12 protein-coding genes and 2 pseudogenes are annotated in these 17640 nt (G+C 71.8%); 3 read left to right on the top strand and 11 right to left on the bottom strand.

The genetic code is table 11. The features are described 5' to 3' along the window. From LL648_RS42950 to LL648_RS42920, 7 genes and pseudogenes are all read right to left on the bottom strand, one after another. Positions 1 to 2084: hypothetical protein (locus tag LL648_RS42950; protein WP_232668756.1), on the bottom strand; the 2084-nt coding region annotated here is incomplete at its 3' end. 385 nt (positions 2085 to 2469) lie between these two features. Next, the gene (locus LL648_RS42945) at positions 2470 to 3138 is read right to left on the bottom strand and encodes a response regulator (protein ID WP_232668755.1); all 669 of its coding nucleotides are present in this window, start codon (positions 3136 to 3138) and stop codon (positions 2470 to 2472) included. Next, positions 3138 to 4307, bottom strand: coding sequence for a sensor histidine kinase (locus LL648_RS45650; protein WP_232668754.1), 1170 nt, complete (start codon positions 4305 to 4307; stop codon positions 3138 to 3140). Before LL648_RS45650 ends, LL648_RS42945 begins: the two co-directional genes overlap by 1 nt. Positions 4308 to 4310: 3 nt before the next feature. Then, entirely contained in the window at positions 4311 to 5078 is a 768-nt protein-coding gene (locus tag LL648_RS42935) for a hypothetical protein (protein ID WP_232668753.1), read from the bottom strand. 80 nt (positions 5079 to 5158) lie between these two features. Further along, positions 5159 to 5803 (bottom strand): annotated as a pseudogene (locus tag LL648_RS42930) (ABC transporter ATP-binding protein); the annotation flags it as partial. Between the two features lie 67 nt (positions 5804 to 5870). Then, positions 5871 to 6854, bottom strand: coding sequence for an FkbM family methyltransferase (locus tag LL648_RS42925; RefSeq protein WP_232668751.1), 984 nt, complete (start codon positions 6852 to 6854; stop codon positions 5871 to 5873). 217 nt (positions 6855 to 7071) lie between these two features. Continuing rightward, on the bottom strand, positions 7072 to 7629 hold the full coding sequence (locus LL648_RS42920; RefSeq protein WP_232668750.1) for a TetR/AcrR family transcriptional regulator: 558 nt from the start codon (positions 7627 to 7629) through the stop codon (positions 7072 to 7074). Between the two features lie 73 nt (positions 7630 to 7702). Between LL648_RS42920 and LL648_RS42915 the strand changes: the two genes are divergently transcribed. Then, positions 7703 to 9100 (top strand): DHA2 family efflux MFS transporter permease subunit, encoded by a 1398-nt coding sequence (locus LL648_RS42915; RefSeq protein WP_232668749.1) that lies wholly within the window; start codon positions 7703 to 7705, stop codon positions 9098 to 9100. 76 nt (positions 9101 to 9176) lie between these two features. Here LL648_RS42915 and LL648_RS42910 read toward each other — a convergent pair whose 3' ends face one another. Further along, the gene (locus LL648_RS42910; protein ID WP_232668748.1) at positions 9177 to 10040 is read right to left on the bottom strand and encodes an RNA polymerase sigma-70 factor; all 864 of its coding nucleotides are present in this window, start codon (positions 10038 to 10040) and stop codon (positions 9177 to 9179) included. Between the two features lie 218 nt (positions 10041 to 10258). Here LL648_RS42910 and LL648_RS42905 point away from each other — a divergent pair, with 218 nt between their 5' ends. Next, the gene (locus LL648_RS42905; protein WP_232668747.1) at positions 10259 to 11785 is read left to right on the top strand and encodes an MFS transporter; all 1527 of its coding nucleotides are present in this window, start codon (positions 10259 to 10261) and stop codon (positions 11783 to 11785) included. After that, the gene (locus LL648_RS42900) at positions 11782 to 12567 is read left to right on the top strand and encodes an NAD(P)H-binding protein (protein ID WP_232668746.1); all 786 of its coding nucleotides are present in this window, start codon (positions 11782 to 11784) and stop codon (positions 12565 to 12567) included. The genes LL648_RS42905 and LL648_RS42900 overlap by 4 nt, the downstream gene beginning before the upstream one ends. 4 nt (positions 12568 to 12571) lie before the next feature. Here LL648_RS42900 and LL648_RS42895 read toward each other — a convergent pair whose 3' ends face one another. The 3 genes and pseudogenes from LL648_RS42895 to LL648_RS42885 all read right to left on the bottom strand — a co-directional run. Continuing rightward, positions 12572 to 15619, bottom strand: a complete 3048-nt coding sequence (locus LL648_RS42895) for an ATP-binding protein (protein WP_232668745.1) — start codon at positions 15617 to 15619, stop codon at positions 12572 to 12574. Positions 15620 to 15637: 18 nt separating this feature from the next. Then, a complete protein-coding gene (locus tag LL648_RS42890) occupies positions 15638 to 16624 on the bottom strand; it encodes an acetylserotonin O-methyltransferase (RefSeq protein WP_232668744.1) in 987 nt (328 codons plus the stop codon). A gap of 638 nt (positions 16625 to 17262) precedes the next feature. Further along, positions 17263 to 17577: pseudogene (locus tag LL648_RS42885) on the bottom strand (integrase core domain-containing protein); the annotation flags it as partial. Positions 17578 to 17640 lie beyond the last annotated feature (63 nt).

Below are 17640 nucleotides of genomic sequence, written 5' to 3'. Positions count from 1 at the left end.
TCGCTGTCACCGCTTGGTGGGCCACGCGCACTCATCGTCGACGCCAGCTCCGACCGCAACGAGTCCAGATCACCACAACCCGACATCGACTCGCACAACGCGCGAACCGACTCCTCGTCGACCCGCGTCCCAGCCGGGCCGTGGTCCGCGCCGGTCGAGCGGAACCGCGCCCCGTCAGCGGTCACCGACTCGTCGCTCCGACCCGACCGGCCCACCAGATCGGCCAGCCGGTCGACCGCCTCCACGATCACCGCACGGTCGTCGTCGGTCTCACCGAACCGCGACTCCACCGCACGCTCGGCCAGATCCACAGCCCAGCCGACGTCGACGGGCAGCCGCTCCGCGACGTCGCGCGCCACCCCCAGCGCACGGTCCATCGCCTGCGACCGGTCGTCGGACCCGGCCGCGTCGACGAGGTCGCGCACCCAGCCCGCAGCCACCCGCGACGACTCCTCCCGCGCGCCCTGCTCACCATCGCCGCGCTCGCCGGCCCACTCCGCCGCGTGCTCGGCAAGATCCGAACGCATCCGATCACGCACATCGTCGGCATCGTCCGACCCGAACCGCTCGCCCAGCTCGCCGGCCCACTCCATCGCCCGTTCAGCGATGTCCGACCGGTCGTCCGTTCCCGCTTCCGGCACGTCGGCCAGCTCGGCCCGCACCCGCTCGCGCACGGCATCGGACAGGTCGGTGTCGCCCAGGCGATCCCGGAACGCCTCACCGACGTCCTCGGTCCGCCCCTCCGCCCACTCCGCCAGCTCGGCCCGCACCCGCTCCCGAACGTCGTCCCCGTCGTCCCCGTCAGGGCCGGAACGGTCGGCCAGCTCGCCGGCCCACTCCACGGCACGCTCCGCAAGATCGGCATCGTCCGACCCGAACCGCTCGCTCAGCTCACCCGCCCACTCCATCGCCCGACGAGCGATCTCCGACCGATCGCCGGCCTCCGACACCTCAGCCCGGTCCCATCCGCGCACGTCGTCCGAGTGCTCCGCATCGTCTCCGTCGGTGGCCAGTCGCTCGGCCGGCTTCGACCGGTCGCCGCCATCCGACACGTCCTCCCGATCGGCGGCGCCGTTCTCCCCCAGCCGCTCCCGGACGTCGTTGCCGTCAACCCCTGAGCGCTCGGCGAGCTTCTCGGCCCACTCCATCGCGCGGTCCCCAAGCCGACCTGCCGCCTCCAGGTCGCCGTCGTCGGACGACTTCTCCGAGCGCTCCCGGAGAGCCTCCTTCAAAGCGCCACGAACGTCGGCGTCGCCGGTCCACCCCTCGCGGTCCTCGGCGCCGGAACGCTCGTCGGATTCGTCAGGGGAGCGAGTCTCGATCCGCTCGGCTGCACTGGAATCACTGTCATCTTCGACCGAACGCCCGTCGGTTCGGTCGGTGTCGCGATAGCCGCGCCGATCGTCGGCCGGATTCGCTTCGCGCTCATCGGCGGACGTGGGCTCGGAGCTCTCGGCGTTCCGCTCCCGGATGTTCTCGACAGGCTCCTGATCGGCCTTGTCAGAACCACCGTTCGCGGACTCGGAGTCGTCGCTCCTGCGACCGTGTTCCCCGACATTGCTGGAGTCGCTGTCCTGGGGCTTGTCGCTCCAGCCTTCGTCGGAGTCGCGGGATTCGCTCCGCGAATCGTCGATCGATTCCCGATCCTGCGATCCGCGTTCGCCGGGATCCGACTCGTCCGACTTCTGCTGCGACTCGTTCACGGAGTCGTCCGAGTACTTCTGCGAGTCGTCCGAGTCGTCCGAACCACGATCGTTCGATTCCGATTCGTAGCGGTCACTTCCGTTGTCGCTGGATTCGCCGTTGCCGCCGGAGTCCGAGCCGCCGCCCGAATCACTGCCGTCCGAATCGCCGATGGAATCTCCGCCGGAGTCCGATCCCGAATCGCCGGAGTTCTCCGAGCGGTCCTTGCTCGACTTCAGCAATCCGGTGCCGGCGACCATTGCCGGCGGCGCCGCAGCCGCTGCCGGGGTGGCCAGCAATGCCGATCCGGCCCACATCACGACGACGAAGCCGGCGAGCCCCAGCACCATCCGCAGGGCCCACATCAACCGCATCGTGAGCGGCACCTCGAGCACGTGCACGGCAGGGCCGGAGGATGGGCGATCGCCCGCGCCTCCGTGCTCAGCCTGCCGCCACATGGGTCCACCCTCGAATCGCGTGAAAGGAGCCGGCGCGCAAGAATGTGCGCAGCCGAGATACCGCACAAGGAATGATGCGCGTTGCGTCCGGGACAGCAACCCGCGCACCGACAGCAGAATGTCGGCGAACCACCTCAACATGCTCGAGGGACTCGCGGCCGCGAATCGTCAGCAGCCCTCGTCATCTCGAACACCGAGAACGCTACGCAGCGATGGTGACGGGAGAGTTAACCGGGCCGGAACGGCCAACGGCGGTCGATCGACCGCGGGAAGATCATGAGGGCCGGCGCCGGTGAACACGAGGTGTCCACTCGGCAGCCGATCGGGGTCACGCATCCCCAGGTCGCACGATTCCGTGTTCATAAGCGAAAACAATCGCCTGCGCTCTGTCGCGCAGCCCGAGCTTCGTCAGCATCCGGCCGACGTGCACCTTCACGGTGCTTTCCGCGATGAAGACCCGTTCGCCGATCTCCCGGTTCGAACGGCCGTGGGCCAGCTCCACCAACACCTCGCGCTCCCGCGAGGTCAGTTCGGCAATGCGCGGATCGGTTCCGTTCGGGGCGCCGGCCACCGGGAGGTGCTCCACGAAGGTCTCGATCAACCGGCGCGTCACACCCGGCGCGACAGCAGCGTCCCCGGCGGCCACCACTCTGACCCCGCCGACCAGTTCGGCCGGCAATGCGTCCTTGATGAGGAATCCGGACGCTCCGGCTCGCAGGGCGGCGAACACGTACTCGTCGAGATCGAAGGTCGTCAGCACCAGCACCCTCGAACGGGAACCCGAAGCGACGATGCGCCGGGTCGCCTCGATCCCGTCCATCACCGGCATTCGCACATCCATCAGCACAACGTCGGGGGCGAGCGCGCTCGTGAGGGTCAACGCCTCGACACCGTTCCCGGCCTCGCCGACAACCTCGATATCGGGCTGACCGTCGAGCACGGCGCGGAATCCGAGCCGCAGCATCGGCTGGTCGTCGACCAGCAGCACGGAAACCATCAGCGGCTCACGTCCGCGCTGTGCGGAAGGTGCGCCCGCACCCGCCATCCGCCATTGCGGTGCGGGCCGGCATCAACCTGCCCGCCGTATGCGAGCGCCCTTTCGGTGAGCCCGGCCAATCCGTGGCCACCCGTCGCTGCGGGCATTGCAACGGCGCCGAACGGAAGGCCGTCATCCACCACTTCCACCTCCACACCGCCTTCGGTGTGCCGCACGACAACGTTGACGCGGGCACCCGGCCCGGCGTGCTTCAGCGTGTTGGTCAGCGCCTCCTGGACGATCCGGAAGATCGTCAGATCGGCTCCGGGCGCCCGCGCCACGGGCTCACCCTCGTGCGCGACGGTGACCCGGAGACCGGCCGCCCGCACCTGCTCGACGAGCTCGTCGAGATCGGCCAGACCCGGGGTCGGGGAGCGCGTTGGCGCGCCCTCGCGCAGCAACCCGACGAGACGGCGCATCTCGGTGAGCGCGCCGCGCCCGGTCGCCGCGGCCTTCTCCATCATGTCCGCGGCCGCATCGGGACCGGTCGTCACGCTCGCCGCGGCGCCGTCGGCGAGCGCGACCATGACGGCGAGGTTGTGCGCCACGATGTCGTGCACCTCCCGCGCGATCCGGCTGCGTTCCTCGGCCGCGGCCACCCTGCCGCGCTGCTCCAGCTCCTCCTGCGCGTGCCGGGCCCGCTCCTCGTCGGCGGCTCGGCGCAGTTTCAACGTCGTGCCCAGCAACGCCGTCGCGGCGACGAGCGCGCAGATCCCGATCAGCGATCCCGCGGGCGCGTCCTGCCACCACGCGAGGCCGAGCGCGATGACGATCGCGGTCGCCGCCGGCCAGAGGTGGCGCACCGGACAGCGACGCGCCACCGCGTACAGCGCGACGAGCGGCGTGGTGATCAGGAAGACGCCCGTGACGCCGGCGAGCACGCTGATCGCCAGCAACCCGATGACCGCCCAGAAGGCCAGGACGGGTGCTCGCCGCCGCCACGCGATGGGCACGTGCACCGCGGCGAAGAGCACCCATCCGGCCCCGGCGACGCCCGCGCCGGGCACCAGCACGCCCGCGGCGTGCGCGCCGCCGAGCGTCGTGGGCAGCGCAACAGCCGCGACGAGGACGGCCAGCAGCGCGTCGGCCACCAGCGGGTGGCGACGCGCCCACTCCGGCACGCGGCTCACGTCCTAGACCTCCCGGCGGTGCACCACCGCAGCAGCGCCGGCCAGCGCGACAGCGACCCAGGCCAGCATCACAACCGCGCCTGCGCCCGGTGGAAGCATAGGACCGGCGGCCCCACCCAGCGTGTACATCGCCTGCAGCGCCAGCTGTGGGAGGTACGGCACGACGGTGTCCTGCAGCGCCGCGGGCAGGATGCTGAGCAGGACCGGTGGCAGCACGAGCAGCCCGACCACGTAGCCGACTATCGCGACGGCCATGTTGCGCAGCATGGTCCCGACGGCGAGCCCGATCAGCCCGGTGGCTGCTGTTGCGCCCACGACACCCGCGATCGAGCCGACGACCTCGGGCTCGAAGATCGCGACCGGTTCGCCGGCGAGCACCTGGTGCGCGACGTAGCACCCGACGTAGGCGACGGCCAGCACGGGCAAGGTCACGCCGACGACCACCACGGCCTTCGCCCACAGCACGGGCAACCGTCGGGGCACCGCCGTCATCGTCGCCCTGATCGAGCCGGACGCGTGCTCGCTCGCCATCATCAGCAGGCCGAACACGCCGATGAGCAGCGCGAACAGCGGGAACCCACCGCCGACGACAGCCGAGGGCCCCAGCGGTTCGGCGCGTCCGGCTCCGTTCCACCCGATCGACCCGGCCAGCCCGATCATCAGCAGCGGCGCCACGCAAAGCACCAGCCACCACGACCGCTGCGAGAACACCTTCGTCAGCTCCGAGCGCACCACGCCCGCGAAGCTCAGCCGGCCTTCCACGGCGGTCACTGCTGCGCCCCTTCCTGGACGTACTCGACGGCGTCGCGGGTGAGGCGCATGTAGGCGTCCTCCAGGGACGACCCCGGCGGGACGAGCTCGTCGATCGCGGAGTCGGCGATCAGCCGACCCCGCCCGATGATCACGAGATGGTCGGCGGTGAGCGCCATCTCGCTCATGAGGTGGCTCGACACGAACACCGTCCGCCCCTGCGCGGCGAGCTCCTTGAGGAGCGTGCGCAGCCAGAGGACGCCGTCGGGGTCGAGCCCGTTGGTGGGCTCGTCCATCAGCACGGCGCGCGGATCGCCGAGCAGTGCAGCCGCGATGCCGAGCCGCTGGCGCATGCCGAGGGAGAACGTCGCGGCGCTGCGGTCGGCCACGTCCTCGAGCCCGACGAGGCCGAGCACCTCCCGCACCCGCCGCGGGGGGAGGCCGTGGGTGCGGGCCAGCGCAAGCAGGTGGTGGCGCGCGCTGCGTCCCCGCTGCACAGCCGTGCCTTCCAGCACCGCGCCGACCTGCCGCATCGGGTCGGGCAGGTCGACGTACCGGCGACCGTCGACGGTGACGCGGCCGGACGTCGGGCGGGTGAGCCCGACGATCGCGCGCATCGTCGTCGTCTTGCCGGCACCGTTGGGTCCGAGGAAGCCGGTGACCAGGCCGGGGCGGATCGTGAACGTCAGGTTCCGCACCGCTGCGACCGAGCGGTACGTCTTGGTCAATGCGTGTATCTCGATCATTCTTCGAGGCTAGGAATCCGCCCCGCGGTCACGCGTCTGTCGGAGGTCGGCCGCGGCCGACGCGGCGCTACGCCGAAGGTCGTACGTGCTGGCCGAACGCCGCCTCGGCGGCGCCGCCCTCGACCCACGCGACGAAGTTGTAGCCCCGCTCCGGGTTGACCTTGCGAGCGTCGATCGACGCGATGTCGACCATGCGGGTCAGCGGCCCGTCTGGGTCGGGTGCGTAGACGGCGAAACCGCGCTCCATCAGCCAGGCCGAGACGGCGCTCGTCCGGTCGCTGCCGTGGTCCTCGTACATGAGCGCGACGTCGCCACTTCCGGTCCGTTCCGACGCGCTCAGCGCCTCCGTCTCAGCGCCTTCGATGTCGAGCTTGCAGAGCACGGCACCCTTCGCGGGCGCCACGGCGTCGAGCAGCTCGTCGAGCGTCGCGGTGACCACCTGCACGACCTGCCCGGCCGCGGTCCCCGGGAGCCGGGTCTTGGCCAAGCCGGACGCGGCGCTGTCGCGGTCCTCGACGAAGTCGATCGTCTCGCCGCTGTACGACCAGACCGCGGCGTGCCGCGTCGTGAACGAACCCCCGTTGAGCAGCGCGTTCTCGGTGAGGCCGCGGTACGTCGACGGCGACGCCTCCACCGCCAGCACGCGCTGGGGATCCTCGCATCCGGCGCCGGCGATGACCGACCACCACCCGAGGTTGGCCCCGCAGTCCAGGAACGGGACGCCCGCGCGGACGGCCGTCGTCACGATGGGCAGCAGCTCCGCCTCGTAGCGGCGCCGGACGAGCATCGAGCGCATCCAATAGCCGTTGCCCGGATGGGTCCGGAATCGCCCGCCACCAGGAGTGGAGAACTCGACGTAGGCATCGCGAGTCGCGAACGCCCCGAGCGCGCGGCAGACCGCGAAGTGCCCCCGCCGGACGGTGCGGTCGACAACGAAGAAGGCGCCTCGCACCAAGGCGGCAATTGCGACATTCCGGATGCCGGGGCCACTGCCGAACGGCTCGAACGGCTTCCGTTCGGCAGCGGCTCGCCGCTCGCGACGCGAAGTCATCCTCACGTTCCAGTTCCCTTGCAGGCTCGATCCGGACGGGACGCCGACGGTCCGAACATCAGCTTTTCGACGGGCCGGCGAAGTGTGGCCCAGCCGGGACGGTTCTGCAAGAGGTAGCACGTTCTCAGGTTGAGCCGCGACCCTCAGGCCTCTCACCTGGCAGGATCCGCCAGCACATCTCCGGTAACTGGCGCTACCAGAAGTGGAGGAATTCCTTCTACTTCATCACGCAGGCCAGCAGCCTGGCGATGAGCTGCTCTTCCTCGACGTGTTCCGACATCTCGAGCGTGATCATCACGTTGATCATCATTCCGGTCGCGAGGAAACTCGCGACCGCGTCGTCGTCGTCGCCGGTGAGCTCCCGGACAACCACGAATATCGACGTCATGGCCCGCCGCATTTGCGGGCCGACCACCGGGTCGCCACCGAGCATGAAGCCGTGCTGCATCACCCTCAGCACCGACCGGTCGACGATCAGCTCGCGGTACGCGATCCCGAGGGTCTGCATGGGTGGCTGCCCGGCCGGCGCGGCCGCGACGGCATCCCGGAAGGCCTGTTCCAGGCGTCGCATCGTCTCCGCGTGCGCCGCCAGGAACAACGCCTGCTTCGTACCGAACATCCGCACGACGTAGGGCTGCGAGACGCCGGCCAGCCGCGCCACGTCGTCGGTCGTCGTGCCGGCGTACCCGCGGTCGGCGAACGCCGCCACGGCAGCGGCGATGACCTCCGTGCGGCGCTGCTCGGCGGGCATCCTGCGGCGGACCGGAGCGTTCACGGTTGACATGTTATCAGTCGATGCCTTAACTTCCGCCAGGCTAAGTAATCATCCGATGCATTGGAGTGGAACCATGACCGCCGGAAGGCGCTCGTTCGCCGTCGCGGTGCTAGTCACCTCGCTGCCGACCTTCATGGCGACGCTCGACAACCTCGTCGTCACCACCGCCCTGCCGGTGATCCGCACGCAGCTGTCGGCGTCACTCGAGACGCTGCAGTGGGTGGTGAACGCTTACACATTGGCCTTCGCGGCACTGCTGCTCACCGCGGCAGCGCTCGGCGACCGCCTCGGACGGCGCAAGGTGTTCGCGGGCGGCGGCGCGCTGTTCACCGTGGCGTCGGCGGCCTGCGCCGTCGCCCCCGACGCGACCTGGCTCATCGCGGCGCGCGCGGTGCAGGGCGCCGCGGCGGCAGCGATCATGGCGCTTGCGCTGCCACTGCTCGCGGCGGCGGTGCCCGTCGAGCGCAGGGCGGTCGCGATCGGGATCTGGGGCGGGGTGAACGGGCTCGGCGTCGCGCTCGGCCCCCTGGTCGGCGGGGCGGTCGTGCAGGGGCTGAACTGGGAGTGGATCTTCTGGCTGAACGTGCCGTTCGGGCTCGTCGCAGTGCCGCTCGCGCTCGGAGTGCTGCGCGAGTCGCACGGCCCCGACGCCGCGCTCGACCTGCTCGGGCTCCTGCTCTCGGGCGGCGGCGTGCTCGCAGTGGTGTGGGCCGTCGTCAGAGCCGACGCGTTGGGTTGGACGGCGACCCCGACCGTCCTCGCGCTCGTCGGCGGCGCCGCGCTGCTGGCCGCCTTCATCGCGTGGCAGCGACGGGCCGCAGCACCGCTCGTCCCGCTCGGGCTGTACCGGAGCTCGGGCTTCGCGGCCGCGAACATCGCCTCCGGCGCGTTCTCGTTCGGCATGTTCGGGGCCGTCTTCCTGCTCGCCCAGTTCTTCCAGGTCGCGCAGGGTGCGACACCGCTGGAGCCGGGGCTGCGGACGATGCCCTGGACGCTGGCGCCGATGTTCGTCGCGCCGCTGGCCGGGATGCTCGCGAACCGCGTCGGCACGCGGGTGCTCGCAACCGGCGGGCTGGGCCTGCAGGCCGTCTCGCTGGTGTGGATCGCGGCCGTGCTGTCGGTCGACATGCCCTACATCGCGCTCGTGCCGGCGTTCCTGCTGGCTGGCATCGGGCTGGGTGCGACGTTCGCGCCGCTGGCCACCGCCGTGCTCGCGGTCGTCCCACCCGAGGCACACGGCAAGGCGGCGGGCGTCAACGGCACGGTGCGGGAGGTGGGCGTCGCGCTCGGCGTCGCGGTGCTGACCGCCGTGTTCAGCAGCGCCGGCAGCTACACCTCAGGAGCCGACTACATCGCCGGCCTCGTGCCGGCGGTCTGGACGGGCGCCGTCGTCGTCGCGCTCGGCACGGTGGCGGCCCTGCGCCTGCCCCGACCGGCCCGCACACCCGCCCCCGTCGCCGTCACGGCCTGAAACTTCCCCACCGATTTGCCAACCTGCACACCCTCGCGGGTATGTGGATAGGCAAAACGGTGGGGAAGTTCGGGGTCTACCGGGCGCCGGCGATGTGCGTCAGCTTCTCCGGGGCCAGCACCCAGTAGAGGCCGTCGATGCCGTCCTCCGTCGCGCTGACGGTGAGCCACGCGTCGGGCACGCCGTCGCGGGTGACCAGCACCGACGACCTGCCGTTCGCCTGGACCGGTTCGACCTGCACGCCCGTCCAGAACTGCCGATCCACGAACCCGGCGACGTACCTCGCGACCCGGTCGCGACCCTCGACCACCCGGCGGGCGGCGCCGCGGACGACGCCGCTGCTGTCGGTGTAGCTGGCGACGTCGGCGGCGAACAGCGACTCGAGCTGGTCGAAGTCGCCCGCCTGCGCCGCGACGAGGAAGGCGGAGAGCAGGCTCTGCTGGCGGGTCGCGTCGACCGGCTTCTCCCGCGCCTCCACGATGTGCAGCCGCGCACGGCTCACCAGCTTGCGCGCCGCCGCCTCCTTGGTCTGCAGCACCTCGGCGATGCGGTCGTACGGGTAGTCGAACGCCTCCCGCAGGACGAACGCCGCCCGTTCGGTCGGGGTGAGCTTCTCCAGCACGACGAGCATCGCGAGCTCCAGCGCCTCACCCCGCTCGGCGCCGAGCGCCGGATCGGCAGTGGTGTCGACGGGCTCCGGGAGCCACGGCCCGACGTACGTCTCCCGCCGGGCACGCGCGGTCTGCGTCGCGTTGATGGCCAGCCGTGTCGTCATGGTGACGAGAAATGCCGTGACGTCGCGGACGGAGGCCCGGTCGTCGTACGCCTGCCAGCGCAGCCAGACGTCCTGCATGATGTCCTCGGCGTCGACGACGCTGCCGAGCATCCGGTAGGCGATCCCGAAGAGCCGTGGCCTGAGCTGGGCGAACTCGTTCGCCACGGTGTCCAACCTGCGGTCCGTATCCAGCGCGTTCGCCTCCCTCTGCCACCACGCTAGCCGAAGCCCCGCAGCCGTCGACAACGACGTTATTGCTGTTGTGAGCGCTCACAAACAGCCAGAACGTCGTTGCCGACGTCAGAGTGCGCGCCAGATCGTATCTGGCGTTGATCACGCGCCTCCAGGGATGACAGCAATGATCGTCGTCCCTGGAGGTCTCCGTGGAACCCGTCCCGTCGCTCGCCCCGCGAGCGACCCTGCGCACATGGCTCGGGCTGGTCGTGCTGCTGCTGCCCGGCCTGTTCGTCTCGATGGACCTCTCGGTCCTCTACTACGCGCTGCCGGCGCTGAGCGCCGATCTGCGCCCGACCGCCGGCCAGATGCTCTGGATCCTCGACGTCTACGGCTTCGTCCTGGCCGGCCTGCTGATCACCGCGGGCACCGTGGGCGACCGGATCGGTCGGCGCCGATTGCTGCTCATCGGCGCCGTGCTCTTCGCCGCCGCGTCGGTTGCCGCCGCGTTCGCGACGTCCCCGGAGTGGCTGATCGCGGCTCGCGCCGTGCTCGGCGTGGCGGGTGCGACGCTCGCGCCCTCGACGTTGTCCCTGATCCGCACGATGTTCCTCGACACCCGGCAGCGGCAGCTGGCCGTGGGGTTGTGGACCATGGGCTTCGCGGGCGGCGCTCTGCTCGGCCCGATCGTGGGCGGGCTGCTGCTCGCCTGGACGTGGTGGGGCGCGGTCTTCCTGATCAACCTGCCGGTGATGGCTGTACTGCTCGTGCTGGGGCCGGTCCTGTTGCCCGAGTACCGCGATCCCTCCCCCGGCCGGCTCGACATGATCGGGGTCGCGCTCTCGCTCGGCGCGGTGCTGCCGTTCGTCCAGGGTGTCAAGAAGGTCGCGGACGACGGGCTCGGTTGGGACCGGGTCGTGCTGCTGGCGGCCGGTCTCGCCATCGGCTACGCGTTCGTCAGGCGCCAGCTCGTCGCGCCCCACCCCATGATCGACGTGCGTTTGTTCCGCCGCATCGCGTTCACGGGCGCGGTCGTGACGTGCGCGGTCACGTTCTTCCTGCTGGCCGGCTCGGCACTGTTCATCGCGCAGTACCTGCAGGTCGTGCTGGGGTACACGGTGCTGGAGGCTGCGTTGTGGAACGTGCCGGGGATCGTCGGGATGGCGTTGGGCATCACTGCGGCGACCGCGCTCGGCGGGCGGGCCCGGCCGGCAGCGCTCGTAGCGGCGGGATTGGGGGTGGGCGCCGCGGGGTTCGCGCTGCTCGCGCAGGTCGGCCCGAGCACGGGGCTGGCATGGGTGGTCGCCGCGCAGGTGGTGTTGTCGTGCGGGATCGGCGCTGTCTCGACGGTGGCGACGGGGCTGGTGCTCTCCACCGCGCCGGTGTCGGGTGCCGGGGCGGCGTCAGCGGTCTCGGAGAGCGCGAACGAGCTGGGCGCCGCGTTCGGGATCGCCGTGCTCGGCAGCATCGGCACGTCCGTCTACGCCGCAACGCTCGCCGCGTCCGCTCCGGACGGCGTGCCGCCGGACGTGGTGGGCGCGGCCTCGGAGACGGTCGGCTCCGCGACCGAGATAGCAGCGACCTTGCCACCGGACGTCGGCATGGCGTTGACGGCCGCCGCGGACCGGGCGTTCGTCAGCGGGATGCAGGGGGTGGCGTGGGCGGGCGCGGTCGGCGCGGTCGCCATCGGCGCGCTGGTGCTCGTGGCTCTGCGCGACGTCCGGGAGGAGTCGTGAGGGTTCTCGTCACCGGCTCGACCGGCGACGTCGGGCGGGCGTTGGTCGATCGGCTGCTCGACGGTGGCGCGGAGGTGCACGCGCTGACGCGGAACCCGGCGGCGGCCGCCCGGTTCCGGGCCGGGGTGGAGGTTGCCGTCGGCGACGCGAACGACCCGGAGCTGCTGGACGCCGCGTTGGACGGCGTCGACAGCGTCCACCTCGTTGCCGACCTGGTCGCCCCGCACGTCGTCGCGCGGATCGCCCGCTCGCAGGCGCGCCGGGTCGTCGTGCTCAGCGGTTTCGCGCAGGGGCCCGTCGAGGAAGCCGTGCGGCAGAGCCGCTTGCGGTGGACGCTGCTGCGGCCCGTGGAGTTCATGGCCAACGCGCTGGCGTGGTCTCCCGACATCCGCGCCCACGGCATCGTGCGGGAGCCGTTCCCTGAGCTGCGCAGTGCCCGCATCCACGAGTCCGACGTCGCGGATGTCGCGGCCGCCATCCTCTTCGAGGGCGGCTACGACGGACGGTCGCTGCGGCTGACCGGGGCAGCGGCGCTCACGACGAGGGAGGCGGTGCGGGTGCTCGCCGAGGTCGTCGGGCGGGCGGTCCGGGTGGTCACGACATCGCCGGCCGAGCTGCGGGCGGGCGGCATGCCGGCCGACGAGGTCGACGCGCTCGTAGCGTGGGCCGCCAACCCGCCGCCCGATGTGTCGACCGTGCTGCCGACCGTCGAGCAGGTCACCGGGCGCCGCCCGCGGTCCTTCGCGGAGTGGGTTGTGGAACACGCGCAGTGCTTCCGGTGAACGCTCAGAGCTCCCATCGAACGGCCGTCGACGGCTGGTAACGGCACCCGTTGCCGGTCGAGATCGAGGCGCGCAGGTGGTCGGCCAGCTGCGGGTGCCGCTGGTCGAGCCGGCCGATGACGTCGCGGATGCGCCCGGTGACGGCCTTGCGGGCACGTTCGGTCTCGGCGCCGAGCAGGCGTGGCCGTCCTCCGAGCCCGGTTGCGTGCCGCAGCTCCTCTACGAGGGCGCTGCGTTCGCGGTCGAGATCGGCGGCGCGCCCGTCGGCGCCGCCGGCGAGGGCGTCGTCGATCTCGCCGTCGAGGCGTTCCAGCCGATGCCGGTAGCGCGCAACGGCCTCCCGATCGAGGAGCGGATCGGCGCCGCTCGCGATGGGGGTGTCCGGCGAGAAGAGCTGCAGGGCCGGCACGTCACGGCCCGGGAGCCCCAGCAGGACGTGCAGGTCGCGCAGCCCTTTGAAGTCGGGGACGTGGACGGTCACACTGCTGAAGCCGAGCGTCCATACGCTGCCGTCGAAGCGGAAGACCGCATCGGCGGCCGGCTGTACACGCACCGAGCTCGGCATCCCGATGTCGGACGCCTCGCGTCCGACATCGGCCACCAGCCGCTCGGCCTCGGCGAGATCGCCCGCCCGCCCTCGCTTCCGCAACACGACGCCGAGCTCGGCACCCGCCCGCACCGACCACGGTCGTGCGCCGAGCCGGTCCGCCGCGGCCCGGGCCGCCCGGAACCCGTCGACCGCCGCGTCCCATCGGCCGTCGGCGGCGTCGAGCTGCGCCGACCACAGCCGCAGCGGTCCGTCGACGGCCACCGCGGCCGTGACCGCCCAGCCGTCGACGTGCGCGGCCAGCGCGGAACGAACCGCGTCGCGGCGACCGCTGTCCTCGGCAGCGGCGGCCGCCTGCGCGCGGAACCGCAGCCCCAACGGCGAGAACCACCTGATGTACGCGCCACCGCCGTGCGACTCGACCAGGTCGAGGTGCGCGAGCGCGGCATCGACGGCGCCGGGTTCACCGCGTTCGAGCCCGGTCACGGCACGCAGCAGGTGGGGCGACAGGTGGCCGGCGGCCGTCAGCTCGTCGACGAGCCGCTCGGCATGGTCGTGCTCGCCGCGCAGGAGCGCGACACTCCACCGTGCGTGCCCGCACAGGATCGTGCTGTGCACGTGGGGCTGCTCACCGAGCGCCGCCGCCTCGTCCAGCAGCGCGTCCGACAGCGCGAAGCGGCCGGTCAGCGCGGCGATCATGGCCTGCATGACCACCGCGTCGAACCGCAGCCGCGGCCGTCCGCCGGCGAAGGCCAGCGCGGCCACGCCGGCGTGCTCGTCGACGGCACGCGGGTCGCCGGTCTCCAGGAGCGCCGTCGTGCGGAGCACCCCGGCATGTGCGCGCAGCTCGTCGTCGCCGGTGCGCGCGGCCACCGCGTCCAGCTCGGCGCAGATGGCGAGGCGTTCGCGGGCGGTGCCGGGGTCCCAGATCGCGTCGTGGCGGGTGAGCAGGCTCCGGGTGAGGGTCGCGTCGTCGCCGGTGCTGCGGGCGTGCGCCGCAGCGGCGTCGCCGAGCTCGGCCGCCACCTCGTCGCCCTCCGCGGTACGCGCCGCCGTGGGTAGCACGGTCCGGTGGACCTGTGCCAGCAGAGCGACCTCACCGGCGTGGTGCTGCGTCGGATCGCGCAACGGGTGCAGGGTCAGCGCGGCGCGCGCGACCAGCCCGTCGTCGCCCAGTGCCCGGCCGAGCTCCGCGGCCGCGGCGAACGTCGCGCGGCCCTCGTCGGTGCGGCCGGCGCGGTAGAGGGCCTGCGCCACGTCGAGCGTGCGCACGGCCCGCGGCCGCAGTTCCGTGGCCGGGGTGAGGTCCAGCGCCCGCTCCAGGTGCCGGACGGCCTCGTCGAGCGCCAGCCGGTCGTCGGCATCGCGCGCCGCCGCGAGCAGCACGTCGATCGCGGCCTCGGCCGGGACGTCCGGCACGGCCGGTGCGGCGTGCCGGGCCAGCTCACCGGGCGATGCTCCCGGCGTCTCCCGCAGCTGCGCGAAGGCGCGCGCATGCACCGCGCGGCGCTCGTCGTCGCCCAGCGACTCGTAGACGACCTCACGCACCAGGTCGTGCGTGAAGCCGATGCGGTCGCCGTCGATGCCGCGCAGCAGCCGCGCCTGCATCGCCATGGCGACGGACCGCGCCGCGACCGGAGGGCCGAGCGCGACCAGAGCGGCGCGTGGGAATTCGGACCCGAGCACGGAGCCGATCGCCAGCAGGTCGCGGACCTCGGGCGGGAGCAGCGCGAGCCGCCGCCGCACCGCGCTGTGGATGCCGGGCGCGACCAGCGACTCGTCCGACTGCGCGAGCCGGACCGTCTGGTCGACGAACAACGGGTTCCCGCCGGTGCGGCGGTGCAGCTGAGCCACCTCCCGTGCCGACGGGGCCGTGCCCGTCATCGCGGCGACCATCTCGGCCACCGCCTGCTCGGACAGCCCGGTCACCGTCACCGTTGTCGCCATCTCGACGAGAGGGTCGAGCGCCGCTGCGCGCGGCTCGACATCGCGGAACGTCCCGATCAGCAGCAGCCGCTCGAACCACGCGTGCCGCACGACGAACTCCAGCAGCCTGATCGAGGCGGCGTCGGCGTTCTGCAGGTCCTCGAGCACAACGGCGAGCGGGCCCGTCCGGGCGGCCGCGACCAGCACCGTCGTGACCGCGTCGAAGACGGTGAAGGCGGTCTCGTGCGGCTCGCGGTGCGGCTGCTCGCCGAGCAGGATCGGCAGGCCCTCTCCCGCCGCAGCCGTGAAGTCGGCCCATTCCGCGGGCGACCTGCGAGCACGCAGCGCGCGCACCACCTGCACCCATGGCCACAGGTCCGGCACACCCTCGCCGTCCCAGCACGCCCCTGTGACGACAGTCGTGCCGGCGGCCCGTTCGGCGGCAGCCGCGACCAGCGCCGTCTTGCCGATACCGGCTTCCCCCGCGACGAGAACAAGACCGCCACGACCCGACCCGGCAGCCGTGAACGCTCGCAACAGCCGGCTCAGCTCCGGTTCGCGCCCGAACACACCGGACATCATCCCCTGCCCGGTGGATCACCCGACGGGGACGGGCCGCGCCTCCACCACGTGCACGCCGGTCGTCGGGCCGGTCGGGACGACGCGGGCGAGCCGCAGGTCGGCCGCCGCCAGCAGCGCCTCGTACTCGGACCGCGTGCGCTCGCGGCCGCGCAGGAGCGTGAGCATGTGCAGGTCCATCCGGATCGCGGCGGGGTCGTCGGCGGCCCGGTCCGGCAGGATCGCCTCGACCAGCAGGAGCGTCGCCGACTCCTGCATCGCGCGCCGGCAGGTGCGCAGGATCGTCGTCGCCGCCTCGTCGTCCCAGTCGTGGATGACGCGGGAGAGCACGTAGGCGTCCGCGCCGGCCGGGACGTCGACGAAGAAGTCGCCGCCGATCCCGGCCATCGGCGCGCCGTCGATCACCTCGGGCCGGTCGAACAGCGTGCCGTCGATCCCCGGCGCCGATTCCATGATCGCTGCGAGCAGCACGCCGGTGCCACCGCCGATGTCGACGATGCTCGTGAAGGCGGCGAAGTCGTATGCCGCGACCACGGCGTCCGCCTCCCGCTTCGAGCGAGACGTCATCGATGCCTGGAACGCCGCGCGCTCGACCGGGCGGGTCGCGAGGTGGGCGAAGAACGTCTCCCCGTGCGCGATGTCGAACGGCGGTCGGCCCTGCTGCGCCGAGCGCAGCAGCTCGGCCATCGCGGGGTAGTAGAGGCGGCCGCGCGCCAGCACCGCCCCACGCAGCGACCGGGGATGGTCCTCGCGCAGCAGCTCCCCCATCTCGGCCAGCGCGAACCGCCGTCCGGGCCGCTCGTCGAGCACGCCGTCGGCGGCCAGCCCACGAAGGATCCGGTCGAGCACATCAGGATCGACGGCGAAGGTGTCCGCGAGCTCCGCCGCGTCACACGGCCCGGCGACCAGCGCATCGGCGAGGCACAGCTCGGCCGCGACGTAGAGCAGCTGCGTGCTCAGGTACCCGTCGATGAGCCTGGACAAGCGCTCGGCGGGAGGCTGCATCGACCACTTCCTCAGCAGACGCTCGGAATCGGGCAATCGCTCGTGCAGTACGTCTCGCCGGCGCAGTGGGTGCACCTGCGGTAGTACGCCTTGCTGCCATAGCAGTAACAGAACTTGGACGGCGCCGGGTGGCACTCGGCCGCAGCCGCGGCGGCTTCGCCCCGCGGGACGAGAACGGCGAGCATTCGATCCGAGATCCGGGCCAATGAACTGAACACAAGTCCTCCTCGATCGCCGGTCGGTGCCGACGACGCTACGAGCTGACGACCGCACCCGAAAGCGACGCCGCAGCCTGCTCTCGCCTACTTCTTGCCAGCGCGACACACCCTGCGTCCGGAGCTCTCCGAGCTCGACGGCCGAGCACTGGGGGGACGTCGACGGTCCCGACCCGGTGGTGGGTCAGCAGGACGATGAGTCCCACGTTCCGACGGGCGAGTCGGGGCAAGACCGTGCGCGAGTCGGGGTGGACGGGTGAGTCGACACTTTCAGCACGATGAGTCGCCACTTTCAGCACGGTGAGTCGCCACTTCTGGAACGGTGAGTCGACACCTCCGGCACGGTGAGTCCCACGTCTCAGCGCGCGAGTCCCACGTCTCGGCGGGCGAGTCCCACTGAATCGCCCCGGTGTGTCGAGAGGCTTACGCGGTTGAGTGGCCGGCCTCGGCGAGGGCGGCGTGTTGACGGTAGTGGGCGGCTTCGAGTTCGGCGGGTGGGACATCTCCGCAGGCTTCGAACAGGCGGCGGTGGTTGAACCAGTCCACGTATTCGAGGGTGGCGATCTCGACCTGCTCGACCGTCTTCCAGGGCCCGCCGGGCTTGATCAGCTCGGTCTTGAACAGCCCGATGATCGACTCGGCCAGGGCGTTGTCGTAGGCGTCTCCGACACTGCCCACCGATGGTGCTGCGCCTGCCTCGGCGAGGCGTTCGGTGAACGCGATCGAGGTGTACTGGGCGGATTCAACCGGTGGACGCAACACCAACCAATTTCGGTGAATATAGCACACCATTCAACGCCT

It is taken from the genome of Pseudonocardia sp. TRM90224, assembly GCF_021245725.1.
Taxonomy (GTDB): Bacteria; Actinomycetota; Actinomycetes; order Mycobacteriales; family Pseudonocardiaceae; genus Pseudonocardia.
Note: the sequence above shows the minus strand (reverse complement) of the source record. Positions and strands in the feature narration are given on the sequence as shown.

Bases quoted from the DNA above. Each gene is read 5' to 3' on its own strand.
- LL648_RS42895 (WP_232668745.1), bottom strand. From the start codon at position 15,619: ATGTCCGGTGTGTTCGGGCGCGAACCGGAGCTGAGCCGGCTGTTGCGA.
- LL648_RS42915 (WP_232668749.1), top strand. From the start codon at position 7,703: ATGACCGCCGGAAGGCGCTCGTTCGCCGTCGCGGTGCTAGTCACCTCG.
- LL648_RS42890 (WP_232668744.1), bottom strand. From the start codon at position 16,624: ATGCAGCCTCCCGCCGAGCGCTTGTCCAGGCTCATCGACGGGTACCTG.
- LL648_RS42945 (WP_232668755.1), bottom strand. From the start codon at position 3,138: ATGGTTTCCGTGCTGCTGGTCGACGACCAGCCGATGCTGCGGCTCGGA.
- LL648_RS42925 (WP_232668751.1), bottom strand. From the start codon at position 6,854: ATGACTTCGCGTCGCGAGCGGCGAGCCGCTGCCGAACGGAAGCCGTTC.